The sequence below is a fragment of the Serinicoccus sediminis genome (assembly GCF_004153545.1).
GTDB lineage: Bacteria > Actinomycetota > Actinomycetes > Actinomycetales > Dermatophilaceae > Ornithinicoccus > Ornithinicoccus sediminis_A.
In genome coordinates, this window is sequence record NZ_SDVA01000017.1 from 45847 (window position 1) to 61394 (window position 15548).

Genomic DNA, 15548 nt, shown 5'->3' on the forward strand with positions numbered 1-15548 from the left:
GGGGCGGCAGCATAGGCTGAGCCGCGTGGCTGACGTATCGAGGACCCGGCGCAGGCAGGCCGTGCGGCTGGACGAGGAGTTCGACCGGGCGGCGGGGCGCTACGACCTGCTGACCCGGCTCAACCCCGGCTACCACGCCTCCCTCAAGGCGGCCGCCACCGACCTGGTGCGCTCCCTGCCGACCGGCCACCTCACCCTGTGGGACCTCGGCTGCGGGTCCGGCCTGTCCACCGGTGCCCTGGTCGAGGCCGCCGGTCCGCAGGCCCGCATCGTGGGGCTGGACGCCTCCGCCGGGATGCTGGCCCAGGCGCTCGCCAAGGACTGGCCGCCCGGGGTGAGCTTCGTCCACGCGCCCGCCCAGGAGCTGCCGGCGGTCGCCGCCGCGGAGGTGGACGGACCCGCCGACGGCGTGCTCGCGGCATACCTGCTGCGCAACGTGCACGCGGAGCAGCGCGACGAGGTGGTGGCCGCGATCGTCGACCAGGTGCGCCCCGGCGGCTGGGTGGCGCTGCAGGACTACCACGTCAAGGGCGACCGGCGCGCGGCGTTCACCTGGTCGGCGGTGTGCCGTCTCGTCGTCACCCCGCTCGCGGCGATCACCCGCGGCAACCCAGCCATCTACGCCTACCTGCGGCGCAGCGTGCTGGACAACGACTCGACCGCCGAGCTGGAGGGGCGGCTGCGGCGGGCCGGCCTGACCGACCTGCGCCGGAGCACGCCCCGGGGGTGGCAGCGCGGCATCCTGCACACCGTCCTGGCCCGGCGTCCGCTCGAGGGGGAGGTCGTATGACGTCGCGTCGCGTCCCGCCCGGCCGCGACCGCCGCGCGGTGCTCCACCCGGCGGCGGCCGGGTCTGCGAGGGTGGCCGGGGAGCGCCACGTCGTCGTCGTCGGGGGCGGCATCGCGGGGATCGCCGCCGCGACCGTGCTCGCCGAGCGGGGCGTCCGGGTGACGCTGGTCGAGGCCCAGGACCAGCTCGGGGGCCGCGTCCGGGCCTGGCCGCTGGAGGACGACCGCACCATGTCGCGGGGCTTCCACGCCTTCTTCCGGCAGTACTACACGCTGCGCTCCCTGCTGCGCCGCGTCGACCCGGCGCTGGACCACCTCGTGCCGGTGCCCGACTACCCGCTGCGCCGCGGCGACGGGCTCACCGACTCCTTCGCGGTGCTGCCGCCGAGCCCGCCGGCCAACCTGGCGACGTTCGTGGTCCGCAGCCCCACCTTCCCGGTCAGCGGCCTGGCGTCGGTCCACCTGCCGAGCGCGATCGAGCTCATCAACGTGTCCTACCCCGAGAGCCACGAGCGCTACGACGGGGAGTCGGCGGAGGCGTTCCTGGACCGGCTGCGCTTCCCCGACGGCGCCCGACACCTCGCCCTGGAGGTCTTCGCGCGGTCCTTCTTCGCGCACCCGGACGACTTCGGCGCCGGCGAGCTGGTCGGCATGTTCCACGCCTACTTCACCGGTTCCTCCGAGGGGCTGCTCTTCGACGTGCCGGACGACGACTACGACACCGTGCTGTGGGAGCCGCTGCACCGCTACCTCCTGGCCCGGGGCGCGGACGTCCGCACCGGCACCCGGGTGCAGCAGGTCGACGCGCCTGCCGGCGACGAGGGGGCCTGGCAGGTGCGGCTGGAGGACGGCGAGACCCTCGACGCGGACGCCGTGGTCCTGGCGACCGACCCGCGGACGACCCGCGCCCTGGCCGCCGAGCTGCCCGCGACCGGGCCCGACCAGCAGGACTGGCACCGGCGGCTCGCCGCCGGCCGCAACGCGCCGCCCTTCGTCGTGCTGCGGCTGTGGCTGGACGGGCACGTCGACGCCGGCCGGGAGGCCTTCCTCGGCACCAGCGGCTACGACCTGCTCGACAACGTCACCGTGCTGGAGCGCTTCGAGGCGGGCGCGGCGCGCTGGTCGGCCGAGCACGGGGGGTCGGTCGTCGAGCTGCACGCGTATGCGGTCGACCCCGCCCGGGACGCCACCCTCGCCGCGGACGGCGGCGAGGGCGAGCGCGGGGTCGACACCGCTGCGGTCCGGGAGCGCCTGCTGCGCTCCCTGCACGAGGTGTACCCGGAGACGGCCACGCTCGCGGTGCGCCACGAGGAGCTGCTCGTCGAGGACGACTGCGGTCTGGTGGGCACCGGCCCCTGGCGCGACCGGCCGACGGTCGACACGCCGTACCCGGGCCTCACGCTGGCCGGGGACGGCGTGCGGGTCGACTGGCCGGTGGCCCTCATGGAGCGGGCCGCGGTCACCGGGGTGCTCGCCGCCAACGACCTGCTCGCGGGGTGGGGCGCCCAGGGCGAGGACGTCTGGACCGTGCCGCTGCAGGGGATCCTGCGCCCCGGGCGCTACCGCTCCCGATGAGCTGCCCCGCGCGCCCCGGTGGCGGTGACGTCGGCCCCGACCCGGGCGCCGAGGGCGCCCGGCGGGCCCGCCGCCCCGAGGAGCCGGCGACCCCGCGGGTCGAGCGGGTGGACGCCGGCGGCCGGGCCGGCGTGAGCACCGTGTGGCGGCTGCGCGGGCTGCAGCCGGCGCGCCAGCTGCTGCGGGCGCGGCACGCGACGACCCAGGCCGGCTTCACCGCCGAGGCCATCCCCCAGGGGCGCCTCGAGCACCACCCGATCCTCGTCTCGGACGGGCCGGTGCACGACGACCAGCGACGCAAGGTGGCGCGGTTCCTCGCCCCGGCCGTCGTGACCGAGCGCTACGGCGAGCTCATGGCGCAGGTCGCCGACCGGACCGTCGCCCAGGCCCGGGAGAGCGGCCGATGCCTGCTCGACGAGGCGGCGCTGCACTACACCGTCGAGGTGACCGCCGAGCTGGTCGGGCTGACCGAGTCCGACGTGCCGGGGCTGTCCCGGCGGCTCGTGTCGTTCTTCAACCAGCCGCCGTTCGACATCGCCCGCGACGACCTCGGCCGCAGCCGCAAGGACTGGGCGCGGGCGGCCCGCAACGGGCTGTGGCCGGTCGCCCGGCTGTGGTGGCACGACGTGCGCCCCGCCATCCGGGCCCGGCGCCGGCGGCGCCGCACCGACATCATCAGCCACCTGCTCGACGAGGGCTACAGCCGGACGAGCATCCTGGTCGAGTGCGTCACCTACGGCACGGCCGGGATGGTGACGACGCGGGAGTTCATCGTCATGGCCGCCTGGCACCTCCTCGAGGACGACGCCCTGCGCGAGCGCTACCTCACGGCCGAGCAGCCCGAGCGGCTGGCGATCCTCGAGGAGATCATCCGGCTGGAGCCCGTCGTGGGCCACCTCTACCGCCGCGTCCGTCAGCCGGTCGAGATCACCGACGGCGACCAGACGTGGACCATCCCGCCCGGCGACCTCGTCGACGTGTGCGTGCGGGCCACCAACACCGACCCGGAGGCGGTCGGCGCCGACCCCCAGCAGCTGTGCCCGGGCCGGGGTATGCCGCGGGGCACCGCCGGCTACGGGCTCGCCTTCGGCGACGGCGAGCACAAGTGCCCGGGGCAGCCCCTGGCGCTGCTGGAGTCGGACGCGCTGCTGGTGCGGCTGCTCGCGCACGAGCCCCGGCTGGTCTCCGAGCCCCAGCTGGGCTGGGACCACCTCATCGAGGGTTACTGGCTGCGCGGATTCGAGCTCGCGCTCGACCCCTCCGGGAGGGAGTGACGGTAGGTCCACGACGTCAGCGCCGTGGCCACCATCGCGATGAGCACGCCGAGGAAGACGTGGGGGGCGGTGACCCCGGCGGAGCCCAGCCCGGTCTGGACCACGACCAGCGCGGCCAGCAGGACCGCCAACGTCACGTTGACCGGCCCGGCGGAGGCCCGCAGGACCAGGTAGGTCACCGCGCAGGCCACCACCAGGACGACCGTCACCCAGGCCCCCACCTCGTGGAAGGCCCGGTAGCCGGGGTCGCCGCCGATGAAGGCCGCCGCCCACCCGGCCTGGGCGACGACCGCGCTCAGCACGAGCGTCGCCGCGGACCGCAGGACGACGAGGTGCGGGTGCGGCATCGGGGGGAGTGACGGCATACCTCTCAGCTCCTGTCCACGGGGCCGGGCAGCCGGCGCAGCGGGCCGCGCGTCAGCACGTCGGAGACGATCGCGACCTTGACCCGACGCGGCACCCGGCGGCGCTCGGTGAAGACGTCGTAGTCGGCGGCCTCGATGCGGTCGAGGATGAGGGCGTACATCCGCAGGGCGGTGGCCACGCAGCGGGCGCTGCGCGGCGGCAGCATCGGCACGCCCTGCGAGGCGTGGGCGTAGAGGCCGCGGTTGCGCTCGATCTGCTCGGCCATCATCGCCCGCCACTGCGGGGTCACCCGGCGCTCGTGCGGGTCGACGCCGTGCCGGGCGAGGTCGTCCTGCGGGAGGTAGACGCGGCCCCGGTCGAGGTCCTCGCCGACGTCGCGCAGGAAGTTGGTCAGCTGGAAGGCCAGGCCGAGGGAGCGGGCGGGGCCCTTGGCCGCCGGGTCGCGCGGCTCGAGCACCGGGAGCATCATCTCGCCGATGACGGCGGCCGAGCCCTCCATGTAGCCGTCACGCAGCTCCTCCCAGCTGGCCCAGGTCTCCCGCGTGAGGTCGAGCTCCATGGCCCGGAAGAAGCGGTCGAAGCACTCGGGGTCGGTGCCGCGGCGCCGGAGGCTGTCGGCCACCGCCGCCATGACCGGGTCGGAGGAGCCGCCCTCGGCGAGCGCCTCGGTGAAGAGCTGCTCGAAGCCGCGGAGCCGGACGCCCGGGTCGGGGTCGGCAGGCACCGGCACGTCGACCGTCTCGGGCTCGTCGACGATGTCGTCGGCCAGGCGGCACAGGGCGTAGACCGCGTAGACGTCGCGGCGCTGCTCCGGCGCCAGCAGGCGGGCGCCCCAGTAGTAGGTCGTCCCGTGCTCTTTGGTCAGCTCCCGGCACCGTTCATACCCGAGCTCCAGGTGGGGGTCGGCCGCCGTCGCTCCGGAATGCATGGCGTCAGCCTAGTGCGGCTAGGGTCGTCGCCGGAGGTGAGGCACGCGTGCGGGACGTGGCGATCGTCGGGCTCGGCCCGGCCGGGCGGGCGCTCGCGTCGGCGTGCACGGTGCGGGGACTGTCGGTGCTCGCGGTCGACCCGCGACCGGGTGCCGCCTGGACGCCGACCTACGGCGCGTGGACCGAGGAGCTGGCCGGCCTGCCCCCCGGGGTCGTGAGGCACCGGATCGAGGTGCCCGAGCTGTGGGCGCGCGAGCGGCACCGGCTGCCCCGGGCGTATGCCGTGCTCGACAACCAGGCGTTGCAGGCCGCCCTGCCGTTGGACGGGGTCGAGGTGCGGGAGGGCCGGCTGGACGACGCCGGGGTCGCGGCGCTGACCGCAGAGGCGCGGGTCGTCGTCGACGCGCGCGGGGCACGCCCGGACGGGCGACGGTCACAGGATCCGGCACCCGCACAGACCGCCTACGGCGTGGTGGTGAGCCGCGAGGACGCGGCCCCGGCGCTCGCCGGGGCCGAGGGCATCCTCATGGACTGGAGCACCGACTGGCCGGAGACTCCCGACTCCCCGCGGGGGGTGCCGAGCTTTCTCTACGCGCTCCCGCTGGACGAGGACCGGGTGCTGCTCGAGGAGACCTGCCTCGCGGCCGCGCCGGCCATGCCGGTGCCGGAGCTGCGCGAGCGGCTGCGGCGTCGGCTGCAGCGTCGTGGCGTGCGGGCGGCGGCGGTCGAGGAGCCGCTCGAGCGGGAGACGGTGTGGATCCCCATGCGAGGGCGGGACGAGGCACCCCCGGCCGGCGTCCTGGCCGTCGGCACCGCGGGCCGCGGCGGCCACCTGGTCACCGGCTACTCGGTGGCGCACTCGCTGCGCTCGGCGCGGTCGCTCGCCGACCGGCTCGCGGCGGCGGACGTGCCACCGGCCGCCGACCCGTGGCGCCCCGGGGACCTGCTGCGGCAGGCCGGGCTGCGGGCGCTGCTGCGGCTCGACACCCCCGGCACGGTGGCGCTCTTCGAGGCCTTCGGCACGCTGCCGGTCCGCCGCCAGCGGGCGGTCATGGCCCGGGACGCCGGGGCCGGGGCGCTGAGCACCGCCATGTGGGGGATGTTCGCCGCCATGCCGACCACCGGCCGCACGGCGTTGATCCGGGCCACCCTCGGCCCGGCGCGCCGCCTGCCCTCGACGCGAGCCTGAGCAGCCGGCGCGGCAGACGGCCCCACAGCACGCTTGTGCAGCTGGTCGTGCGTCTCCTCGTGTCACGGACGTGCCTCTGAGAACGCCTGGGTCACCAGGAACCGCACGAGGAGACGCACGAGCATGCGCCCCCGCTGCAGGCCTGTGCCGTCGACAGCCTGGCGAGCGCCCGGGCGACCGGTCTAGGCGTCCGAGGCTCCGAGCGCGGGTGGCGCGGCGACCCGGCGCGCCTCCACCTCGAGCAGGTGCACGAGCGTGCCGACGACGAGCAGCACGACGGCTACCCAGAGGGGGAAGACGACGGTGAAGTGCCCCCAGGAGCTCTCCGGTGCTGGCCACCGGCCGGCCGCATCGAGCCAGGCAGTCAGGAAGTAGAGAGGCCACGCAGCGCCCCACGTCAGCAGGGCGACGACCGGCCCCCGGAGCGCGACGACCACACGCCAGAGCCCGACCACCACCAGCCCGAGTCCGGTCAGCAGGGCCTTGTGCCCCACGTCCGAGGAGGGGGCGGTCAGCATGGTGAAGGGTGCCAGCATGAGCAGCAGCATGCCGGCGGCCGCGAGGTCGCGACGGGTGCTCGGGTGCATCAAGGACCGCCCTCCGAAGGCCGCAGCGGGCACGTGAGGGGAAGACTACCCACGGGAGGTCGTCGGCCTCCGCCTGAGAGCGAGGACCACGGCCTACAACGCGACGGTGTCGCCGCGCTGCCAGGGCTGGATGCGGTGCGACAGGCCGCGGGCGCGCGCGTGCTCGACGAAGTCCTCCAGCCCGGAGGTGAAGACGTCGTAGTCGTCGTAGTGGACCGGCAGCGCCGTCGTGGGAGCCACGAGCTCCACGGCGGCGGCCCCCTGCTCCCCGTCCATCGTGACCATGATGCCGAGGACCTTCGTGCCGCCCAGGTGGAACAGACCCACGTCGATGTCCGGGAACCGGCGCGGGATCTCCTCGAGGTCGTCGTAGAGCAGCGTGTCCCCGCTGACGTACAACCGCCGCGTCTCCGGGTCCCCCTCCCGCGCGAACTCGAGGATGCTGCCCATGACGTCCGGCAGAACCAGGTCGGCCACTCCTGGACCGTGCCGACCCGGGCACGCGGTGATGCGCAGCCTCGTGGCCCCCTTGCGCACCTCGAGGTCCTCCCACGTCTCGAGGGCCTGGGTGTGGTGGAACCCGATGTCGTGCAGCTGGTCCGCGGACTGCGGCGTCGTGACGACGGGGAGCGACGGGTCGAGCTCGCGGCGCGCGACCTGGTCGAAGTGGTCGCCGTGGAAGTGCGAGAGCAGCACCAGGTCGAGCGGCGGCAGGTCGGCGATCTCCAGGGCGGGGTCGGTGAGCCGTGTGGTGGACAGCCCGTAGCCGAGCGGGACCCTCTCGTGCCGGTGGACGAAGGTCGGGTCGGTGAGGATCGTCAGCCCCTTGCACCGGATGAGCACGGTGGCGTTGCCGACGAACGTCAGCGAGTCAGCCTCCGCCGGGGACTCCTGCGGGGTGTCGGGCAGCGTGAGCACCTGGGCCATGCCTCGACGGTAGGTCGGCGGCCCTGACTCGGCAGCGTGGCTGGCCACACCGGCCGGGTGGTCGACCCGCGTCGGACGGGTATGCCGACCCCACGCCCGGACCGGGGTGCCGGGTCGGCCCGCGGTCAGGCGGGGCGCCCCAGCATCTGGCCCACCCGCTGGGCGGCCAGCCGTCCGGAGGGCAGCACCATCGGGACGCCGACGCCGGGGACCGTCCCGGAGCCGGCGAAGACCAGCCCGGGCACCCGCCGGTCGATGTTGTTGGGGCGGAACGGCCCGGTCTGCGGGAAGGTGTGCGCCAGCGCGAAGGGGGTGCCGGCCGCCATCCCCTGGTCGAGCCAGTCGGCCGGGGTGACGAGCTCCTCGGTGACGATGTCGGTGGGGTAGCCGTTCTCCTGCAGGAAGCCGAGCAGCCGCTCGCGCATCATGTCGCGGGTCGACGGCGCCTCCCAGTCGATGCTGCCGACCTCGAGGTGGGGCACCGGCTCCAGGACGTAGAGGGTGCTGTGGCCCTCCGGCGCCGCCTCCTCGTCGTCGAGGGAGTGCATGGTCACGAGCCGCGAGGGGTCGCTCATGAGGGTCCCGCGCTTGAGCAGGTCGTCGAACGCCTCGGACCACTGGTGGCCGAAGTGGATGTTGTGGTGCGCCTTGCCGTCCGCCACCCCGCGGACGCCGACGTGCCAGACCACGCAGGAGGGCGAGTAGTTGCCGCCCAGCAGACCGCTCACCGCCCGCGGGGGGCGCACGTCGGGCAGCCACCACCGGTATGCCGTGGGCAGATCGACGGTGCACACCACCGCGTCGGCCGCGATCCGCTCGCCGTCGTCCGTGGCCACGCCCCGCACCCGGCCGGAGGAGTCGCGCACGAGCTCGGTGACCGAGGTGCCGTAGCGGAACTCGGCGCCGGCGTCGGCGGCCGCACCCGCGAGCGCCTCGGGGACGGCACGCATGCCGCCCTTCGGGAAGTAGACACCCTCGATCGAGTCCATGTAGGTGATGACCGCGTAGATGGACAGCGCCTCGTCCGGCGCCAGACCGGCATACATCGCCTGGAAGGAGAAGAGCCGGTGCAGCCGCTCGTCGCGGAACCGTCGCCGGATCATCGGGCCGAGGCGGCCGAAGCCGCCCATGGCGAACAGCTTCGCGGCGGCGCGGGGGTCGGCGAGCAGGTCGGTCGGCCGGTCGAAGTTGCGGTCGATGAACGACCCCATCTCGGTGAGGTAGAGCCGGCGCAACCAGATGACGAACTCGTCGAAGGCGGCGGCGTCGAGGCTGCCGCACTCGCGGTGGATCTCGGCGCGCATCGCCTCGTGCCCGTGGCGCACCTCCAGGGTGCTGCCGTCGGCGAAGAAGCCCCGGTATGCCGGGTCCAGCAGCTGCAGGTCGAGGCGCTCGGCGAGGCTGGAGCCGGCGGCCCGCAGCGGCCGGTCGATGAGGTCGGGCATGGTCAGCACCGTCGGACCGGTGTCGAAGGTGAACCCGTCGCGGGTGAGCCGGCCGGCGCGGCCGCCCGGCACGTCCTCGCGCTCCACGACGGTCACCCGGTGGCCGTCCCCGACGAGGTGGCAGGCGGCGGCGAGCCCGCTGAGGCCCGCCCCGACGACGACGACGTGGCTCATGCGTCCCTCCAGGCGATCGCGGCGGCCTCGTCGCGCAGCCCGGCCAGACCGGCCTCGCTGAGCCGGTCGGTGTCCAGGACGGCTTGGGCCGCCTCGACCTCCTCGGTGATCCGCCGCTCCATGTCCTCGCGCACTCCTGCCTCCTCCAGCGCCTGCCGCAGCACGCGCACGTCGTCGGGCCGCGCCTGCGGCGTGGTGATCCTGGCCATCGTCTCGGCCGCGGCACCCGTGAGGCGCTGCGCCCCCAGCACCCAGATCATCGTGGCCTTGCCCTCGCGCAGGTCGTCGTCGCAGGGCTTGCCGGTGACGGCGCCGTCGCCCCACACGCCGAGCACGTCGTCGCGCCACGCGAAGGCCCGGCCGAGGTGCCAGCCGTAGGTGCTGAGGATCTCCTGCTGGCGGGGGTCGGCCACGGCCGCCATCGCCCCCAGCTGGAGGGGCCGCTCGATCGTGTAGGCGCCGGACTTCAGCGCGGCGACGTCGTGGGCGTGGCCGGCGTCCCGGCGGCCCGCGGCCGCCCCGGTGAGGTCGGCCCGCTGCCCCGCGATGAGCTCGAGGTTGAGCTCGTACCAGCAGTCCCGCAGCAGCGCGGGCAGCGGCACCACCAGCCGGTCGGCCACCGAGTGCGCGAGGTCGCCCAGGAGGATCGCCAGGTTGTCGCCGAAGCGGGCCGCGTCACCCCGGCCGTCACCCCGGCGGTGCCGCTCGGCCGCCACCACGTGGGCCGAGGGAGCACCCCGCCGCATCGGCGACTCGTCCATGACGTCGTCGTGGATGAGGGCGAAGGCGTGCAGCATCTCCAGCGCCGCCCCCACCCGGACGACGTGCTCGTGGGCGCGGGTCCCGGCCCGGCCGCCGGCGGCGACGAAGCCCCAGTGGCACATGCGGGGACGCAGCCGCTTGCCCCCGGAGCGCACCAGCTGGCGCAGCCACGTGGGCAGGTCGCCGGGGTCCGGCGAGAGCAGGTCGACGGGTCCGGCCGCGCAGAGGCCGGACCACATCTGCTCGGTCCAGGCGCACTCGCGGTCGATGAGGTCGCCGACCCGGGCCAGCGTGTCCTCGACCCCCGCTGCCGGCTCCGCGGCAGGGGCGGCCGGCCCCAGGGGCAGCCGGCTGCGCTCGGCCTCCAGCAGCAGGATCTGCTCGGCCGCCCACGGGCTGATGAGCGACGGCGTGGAGCGGGCGGTGGCCACTAGGTCGTCCCAGGCCACCCACGCGTGCTCGGCGACCTCCTCCGGGGAGGGCTCGAGCTCGCCGGCCACGGTGCCGACGAAGACCGGGCAGATCTCGTGCTCCACGATCCCGCTGGCGTCGACCGCGCGGTAGCGGAAGTCGGGGACGGCCAGGGCCAGCCGCTCCACCTCGACGCCGAGCTCCTCGCCGAGCCGGCGGCGGACCGCGTCGGCGTCCTCCTCACCGGGGCGGGGGTGGCCGCAGCAGGCGTTGGTCCAGACACCGGGCCAGGTCTTCTTGGTCAGCGCCCGGCGGGTCATGAGGACGCGCCCGTGCTCGTCGAAGAGGTAGAGGGAGAACGCCAGGTGCAGCGGGGTGTTCTCGTCGTGCACGCTCAGGCGCTGCGCCGTGCCCACGGGGCGGGCGTGCTCGTCGAGGAGCACCACCTCGTCCTTGGGCTTGTGCTGCACCTGTCCTCGTCCGTCCTGGGGCAAGGGCCCTCCTGCAGGGTCACGGTCTCCGGCGGCCAGGATCGGCCCGGGAGGCTTCGGCCCAGTCTACGGGCGCCCCGCCCGGGTGCCCACCTGACCTCCGGGTCGACGCCCTGGCCACCGTCGCCGGCGCAGCCGCAGCAGCCGGCGGGCGCGTGGAGGACAATCGCGTCGTGGAGATCGCCGTCCTGCTCGTGCTGCTCGCGGTCGTCGTCATCGCGGGTGAGGCGTTGTCCGAGCGCCTCGGTGCACCGGCGCCGCTGCTGCTGACCGTCGTCGGCACCGGACTGTCTTTCGTGCCCGGGGTGCCGGAGGTGCACCTGTCCCCGGAGGTGGTGCTCATCGGCCTGCTGCCCCCGCTGCTCTACACCGCGGCCCTGTCGACCTCGCTGGTCGACCTCAAGGCCAACCTGCGACCCATCCTGCTGCTGTCGGTCGCCGCCGTGCTGGTGACGATGGTGGCGGTGGCCGCCCTCATGACGGCCCTGCTCCCGGACATCGGCTGGCCGGTCGCGCTGGCCATCGGGGCGATCGTCGCTCCGCCCGACGCGGTGGCGGCCACCGCTGTCGGCCGCCGCATCGGCCTGCCGCGGCGGGTCGTCTCCGTCCTCGAGGGGGAGTCGCTGCTCAACGACGCCACCGCCCTGGTGGCCCTGCGCACCGCCATCGCCGCGACGGCCGGCGGTGTCACCGTCGCCGGGGTGGCCGGCGACTTCCTGCTGGCCGCCGGCGGCGGGGTGCTGGTCGGCCTCGTCGTCTACCGGGTGGTGGCCGTGATCCGGCGGCGTCTGCACGACCCGCTGGTGGACACCGCGGTCTCCTTCGTCACCCCGTTCGCGGCCTACCTGCTGGCCGAGTCGGTCGGCGCCTCGGGCGTCTTCGGGGTCGTGGTCGCCGGGCTGCTGCTCGCCCACCGGTCCCAGACGCTGCAGACGGCCCGGGGTCGCATCGTGGAGAGCACCACGTGGAGCACCGTCTCGTTCCTGCTCGAGAATGTCGTGTTCCTGCTCATCGGCCTCCAGGCACGCTGGATCGTCGAGGACCTGTCCGGCTCCGAGCTGTCCCCCGCGCGGATCGTCACGGTGTGCCTCGCGACGCTGGCGACCGTCGTCGCGGTCCGGCTGGCCTGGGTGCACCTGACCCGCCCGCTGCTGGGCAGCCGGCTCGGCGACCGTCGGGAGCCGGCCGGGCTGGCCGAGACCACCCTCATCGGCTGGGCGGGGATGCGCGGGGTGGTGACCCTCGCCGCGGCGTTCGTCCTGCCCGTCGACGTCCCCTACCGGGACCTGCTGCTGCTCGTCGCGCTGACGGTCGTCGCCGGCACCCTGCTGCTGCAGGGCCTCACCCTGCCGGCCCTCACCCGAGCGCTGGGGGTGCGGCCGCCGGACGCCGCCGACGACGCCCTCGCCCGCGCCACGCTCCTGCAGCAGGCCTCGACCGCGGGCCTGCAGACGCTGGAGGAGCGGGAGACCGAGGAGACCGCCGACGTCGCCCGCACCATCCGCCAGCGCCTCGACCAGCGCACCTTCGCCGCGTGGGAGCAGCTGTCGACGACCGAGGGGCGGCAGAGCCCGTCGGAGGCGTATGCCGAGCTGCGCCTCGCGATGATCGCCGCGGAGCGGGAGCGCATCATGCACATCCAGGCCAAGGGCAAGGTGCCCTCGACCGTGGTGCGGCAGGTGCTGGGCATGCTGGACCTGGAGGAGTCGATGATCGACTCCTCCCGGTCCGCCCGGCAGGACATCCGGGCGACCGGGGGCGCCGGCCACCTGCAGTGCCCCGAGCTCACGGCATACCCCCGGGCGGCTCGGGCGCAGGACCCGCGCTGCGAGGCGTGCGAGCGCGAGGGGTGGGAGGTCGTGGCGCTGCGGCAGTGCCTGGAGTGCGGCCACGTCGGGTGCTGCGACTCCTCGCGGGGCAAGCACGGGACCGCGCACTTCCGGGAGACCGGGCACCCGGTCATGCAGTCGGCCGAGCCGGGCGAGGGCTGGCGGTGGTGCTTCGTGCACCACCTCGCGGACTGAGGGCCGACCGGCTCAGAGGTCGTAGTCGACGACCACCGGGGCGTGGTCGGACAGCCGCGTGCCGTCGTGCTCCCGGTCCACCTCGGCGCGGACCGCGCACCGGGCCAGCCCCGGCGTGGCCAGGTGGTAGTCGATGCGCCAGCCGACGTCCTTGGCGTAGGACTGCCCCAGCCAGGACCACCACGAGTAGGGCCCGGCGGTCCCCGGGTGCAGGCGGCGCACCACGTCGACGAGGGTCCGTGGGGTGAGCTGGGCGTCGAGCCAGGCGCGCTCCTCGGGCAGGAAGCCCTCGGCCTGCTGGCTGCGGCGCCAGGCCGCGACGTCGAGGTGGGTGTGCGCCACGTTGAGGTCACCGGTGAGCAGCAGCTCGCGGCCCCGGTCCCGGGCCTCGCGGCGGGCCCGACCGAGCTGGCGCCCGAAGGCGTCGAGGAAGTGCATCTTCCGCTCGTACTTCGCGCCCCCGTCCGGCGCCTCGCGCATCCGCCCGGGCTGCTGCAGGTGCCCGGGCAGCCCGCCCTTGGGGAGGTAGAGGCTGGCCACCGTCACGGGTGCGTCGGCGAGGTCCACCTCGACGTACCGGCCCTCCCCGGCATACCGCGCGATGCCCCGCGCGAGGGTGGGGGTCTGCGCCGCGACCGTCGAGGTATGCCGTTCCCCCGGCGCGCGCAGCAGCACCTCGGCGCCCCAGGTGCGCACCGCGGCGGGCGGCTGCCGGGTGAGGACGGCGACGCCGTTGCGGCCGGGGACGGCGCCGGGCTCGTAGACGGCGTGGTAGCCGCCGAACGCGTCGTCGGGCAGGTCGCCGAGGGTGCAGCGGACCTCCTGCAGGGTGATGACGTCGGCGTCGCGGCCGGCCATCCACCCGTCGAAGCCGCGACGCAGGGTCGCGCGGATGCCGTTGATGTTGACGGTGGCGATGCGGAGCACCCGGCGATGCTACGGACCGCCCTGCGGAGTTGCCGCACTCGGGCGCAGGGCACACTGTGTAGCCATGAGCGAGAACCTGTACGAGGACGAGAGCGGCATCCCCGACTACAGCCCCGAGCAGGAGGCCGAGGCCGAGGTGAACCTGGACGAGCCGAGCTCGACCGCCGACGTGGCGTGGAGCCCGCCGGACCGCCGCCCGGTGAGCTCGGAGTTCCTCGACGACGACGAGACCGAGGAGACCATCGACCAGCGGATCGCCCAGGAGGTGCCGGAGGAGGGCACGTCCTACGGCCGCCCCGAGCACGGCGGTGAGGACACCGCGCGCGAGCCCGAGCTGCTGGGCGGTGACGACCCGGACGCGATCCCGGCCGACCAGGACGTCCTCGGCGGCGACGCCGGCGAGGTCGTGGAGCAGCCCGAGGCGGGCGCCGGCGACGCGGCCGAGGAGGCCGCGCTGCACGTCACCGAGGGCGAGTGGGACAGCGCGGACGAGCGCCCCTGACCCACCCTGGCGCTCCTCCACGCGTCGGTGTCGCCCGTGCCCGCCTGGGCAGGCGCGGGCGACACCGAGTTCAGCAGGTGGCGAGAAGCAGGGGGACGAGCACGTCGTTCAGGTCGTAGAGCGCGTCCTGGGAGGCCGTCAGGTCCCGCCCGGTCACGCCGAGAGCGAGCTGACGGGTGCCGTCGCGTGAGCTGAGGGCCAGGCTGAGCGAGCCGAAGCTGGCCCCGTCGTGGCCGTGCAGGAGCTCGCCCGGACGGCACGGGTCGGGGATGGCGTAGGTGCCCAGCCCGTAGCCCAGCGGGTTGTCCGAGGACGGCGTGACCATCTGCTCCACCGACGCCTGCGACACCAGCTCGCCCGACATCAGCGCGCGGGTGAGGTCGTCGAGGTCCTCGACCGTGCTCAGCGCGGACCCGCTGTGCGAGAAGGCGTCCGGGTCGAAGCCGTCCAGCCCGATCCAGCCCCGGCCGTCGACGAACATCGCCTCGTGCAGCGCCGGGCCGCGCAGCCCCGGGTCGTCGAGCACCCGGGTCTGCCCCATGCCGGCGGGCCGCCGGATGCGCTCCGCGACCAGGGTGTCGACCGGCTCGCCGGTGACCTGCTCCAGCAGCATGCCGAGCGCCACGTAGCCGGCGTTGGAGTAGCTGAACTGCGCACCCGGTTCCCCGACCCACGGTGCGGCGTTGACGGCGTCGATGTGCTCGGCGTCGGTGTAGTCACGGCCGATGGCCGACACGAAGGCGTCCCAGTCCTCCGGGTCCGTCCCCGCGTAGGGGGTGATGAGCTCGTAGGTGCCCAGCGGCATACCCGAGGTGTGGCTGAGCAGGTGGCGGATCGTCACCTCGGGGTGGTCCGGGAACAGGCCCGGTATGACGTCGTCCACCCGGGTGTCCAGCGCCCAGGTCCCGGCCTCCACCTCCTGCATGACCAGGGTCGCCACCATCATCTTGGTGTTGCTGGCGACGCGCAGCGCGCTCCGCTCGAGTGCCGGGGCGGGCCCGTCGAGGTGGCGTCGGCCCGCGGCGTCCGCCCAGCGCAGGCTGGGGGTCTCCACGGTCGCCGTCACGCCGATGGCACCGTCGGCGACGAGCTGGTCCAGCGCCGCCTCCAGGTAGGGCCGGGGCAGGGTGGGCAGCCGCTGCGGGCCGGGCCCGCCCCGCGGCTGTCTCCTTAACA

General features: G+C 74.9%; 14 protein-coding genes. 6 read left to right on the forward strand and 8 right to left on the reverse strand.

The annotated features are described in order from the left end of the window. Window positions 1-25 precede the first annotated feature (25 nt). From EUS26_RS14095 to EUS26_RS14105, 3 genes are read left to right on the forward strand one after another with little or no spacing between them, the layout of a single operon-like run. Entirely contained in the window at window positions 26-790 is a 765-nt protein-coding gene (locus EUS26_RS14095) for a methyltransferase domain-containing protein (protein ID WP_202865158.1), read from the forward strand. Further along, window positions 787-2364 carry an FAD-dependent oxidoreductase gene (locus tag EUS26_RS14100; protein WP_130014466.1) on the forward strand — a complete coding sequence of 526 codons (1578 nt, stop codon included), beginning with the start codon at window positions 787-789 and terminating at the stop codon, window positions 2362-2364. The genes EUS26_RS14095 and EUS26_RS14100 overlap by 4 nt, the downstream gene beginning before the upstream one ends. Beyond that, window positions 2361-3638, forward strand: coding sequence for a cytochrome P450 (locus EUS26_RS14105; protein ID WP_130014467.1), 1278 nt, complete (start codon window positions 2361-2363; stop codon window positions 3636-3638). The genes EUS26_RS14100 and EUS26_RS14105 overlap by 4 nt, the downstream gene beginning before the upstream one ends. Here the strand turns inward: EUS26_RS14105 and EUS26_RS14110 are convergent. Together EUS26_RS14110 and EUS26_RS14115 are read right to left on the reverse strand one after the other, a co-directional pair. Continuing rightward, window positions 3587-4003: a hypothetical protein gene (locus EUS26_RS14110; protein WP_130014468.1), complete on the reverse strand. Its 417-nt coding sequence runs from the start codon at window positions 4001-4003 to the stop codon at window positions 3587-3589. The genes EUS26_RS14105 and EUS26_RS14110 overlap by 52 nt on opposite strands. A 5-nt stretch (window positions 4004-4008) precedes the next feature. Beyond that, window positions 4009-4932, reverse strand: coding sequence for a phytoene/squalene synthase family protein (locus EUS26_RS14115; RefSeq protein ID WP_130014469.1), 924 nt, complete (start codon window positions 4930-4932; stop codon window positions 4009-4011). A 47-nt stretch (window positions 4933-4979) separates the two neighbouring features. On the opposite strand from EUS26_RS14115, the gene EUS26_RS14120 reads away from it, so the two are divergent. After that, complete coding sequence (locus tag EUS26_RS14120) at window positions 4980-6122, forward strand: lycopene cyclase family protein (protein WP_130014470.1); 1143 nt, start codon at window positions 4980-4982, stop codon at window positions 6120-6122. A gap of 182 nt (window positions 6123-6304) precedes the next feature. Here the strand turns inward: EUS26_RS14120 and EUS26_RS14125 are convergent, their stop codons facing one another. The 4 genes from EUS26_RS14125 to idi form a co-directional block, all read right to left on the reverse strand. Continuing rightward, window positions 6305-6709 (reverse strand): hypothetical protein, encoded by a 405-nt coding sequence (locus EUS26_RS14125; protein WP_130014471.1) that lies wholly within the window; start codon window positions 6707-6709, stop codon window positions 6305-6307. Between the two features lie 93 nt (window positions 6710-6802). After that, entirely contained in the window at window positions 6803-7636 is an 834-nt protein-coding gene (locus EUS26_RS14130) for an MBL fold metallo-hydrolase (RefSeq protein WP_130014472.1), read from the reverse strand. A gap of 125 nt (window positions 7637-7761) precedes the next feature. After that, window positions 7762-9255, reverse strand: coding sequence for a phytoene desaturase family protein (gene crtI / locus EUS26_RS14135; RefSeq protein WP_130014473.1), 1494 nt, complete (start codon window positions 9253-9255; stop codon window positions 7762-7764). Further along, window positions 9252-10898, reverse strand: coding sequence for an isopentenyl-diphosphate Delta-isomerase (gene idi / locus EUS26_RS14140; protein ID WP_130014474.1), 1647 nt, complete (start codon window positions 10896-10898; stop codon window positions 9252-9254). The genes crtI and idi overlap by 4 nt, the downstream gene beginning before the upstream one ends. A gap of 194 nt (window positions 10899-11092) precedes the next feature. Between idi and EUS26_RS14145 the strand changes: the two genes are divergently transcribed. Continuing rightward, the gene (locus tag EUS26_RS14145; RefSeq protein WP_130014475.1) at window positions 11093-12943 is read left to right on the forward strand and encodes a Na+/H+ antiporter; all 1851 of its coding nucleotides are present in this window, start codon (window positions 11093-11095) and stop codon (window positions 12941-12943) included. Window positions 12944-12955: 12 nt separating this feature from the next. Here the strand turns inward: EUS26_RS14145 and EUS26_RS14150 are convergent, their stop codons facing one another. After that, window positions 12956-13870, reverse strand: a complete 915-nt coding sequence (locus tag EUS26_RS14150) for an exodeoxyribonuclease III (RefSeq protein ID WP_130014476.1) — start codon at window positions 13868-13870, stop codon at window positions 12956-12958. A 64-nt stretch (window positions 13871-13934) separates the two neighbouring features. Between EUS26_RS14150 and EUS26_RS14155 the strand changes: the two genes are divergently transcribed. After that, a complete protein-coding gene (locus EUS26_RS14155) occupies window positions 13935-14372 on the forward strand; it encodes a hypothetical protein (RefSeq protein WP_130014477.1) in 438 nt (145 codons plus the stop codon). Window positions 14373-14442: 70 nt separating this feature from the next. Here EUS26_RS14155 and EUS26_RS14160 read toward each other — a convergent pair. After that, on the reverse strand, window positions 14443-15548 hold a 1106-nt coding region (locus EUS26_RS14160), incomplete at its 5' end, for a serine hydrolase domain-containing protein (RefSeq protein WP_130014478.1).

What these genes read in the sequence shown, in the direction of transcription:
- EUS26_RS14100 (WP_130014466.1), top strand. Translation starts at nt 787, where the DNA reads ATGACGTCGCGTCGCGTCCCGCCCGGCCGCGACCGCCGCGCGGTGCTC.
- crtI (WP_130014473.1), bottom strand. Translation starts at nt 9,255, where the DNA reads ATGAGCCACGTCGTCGTCGTCGGGGCGGGCCTCAGCGGGCTCGCCGCC.
- EUS26_RS14105 (WP_130014467.1), top strand. Translation starts at nt 2,361, where the DNA reads ATGAGCTGCCCCGCGCGCCCCGGTGGCGGTGACGTCGGCCCCGACCCG.
- EUS26_RS14115 (WP_130014469.1), bottom strand. Translation starts at nt 4,932, where the DNA reads ATGCATTCCGGAGCGACGGCGGCCGACCCCCACCTGGAGCTCGGGTAT.
- EUS26_RS14125 (WP_130014471.1), bottom strand. Translation starts at nt 6,709, where the DNA reads ATGCACCCGAGCACCCGTCGCGACCTCGCGGCCGCCGGCATGCTGCTG.
- EUS26_RS14130 (WP_130014472.1), bottom strand. Translation starts at nt 7,636, where the DNA reads ATGGCCCAGGTGCTCACGCTGCCCGACACCCCGCAGGAGTCCCCGGCG.
- EUS26_RS14155 (WP_130014477.1), top strand. Translation starts at nt 13,935, where the DNA reads ATGAGCGAGAACCTGTACGAGGACGAGAGCGGCATCCCCGACTACAGC.
- EUS26_RS14110 (WP_130014468.1), bottom strand. Translation starts at nt 4,003, where the DNA reads ATGCCGTCACTCCCCCCGATGCCGCACCCGCACCTCGTCGTCCTGCGG.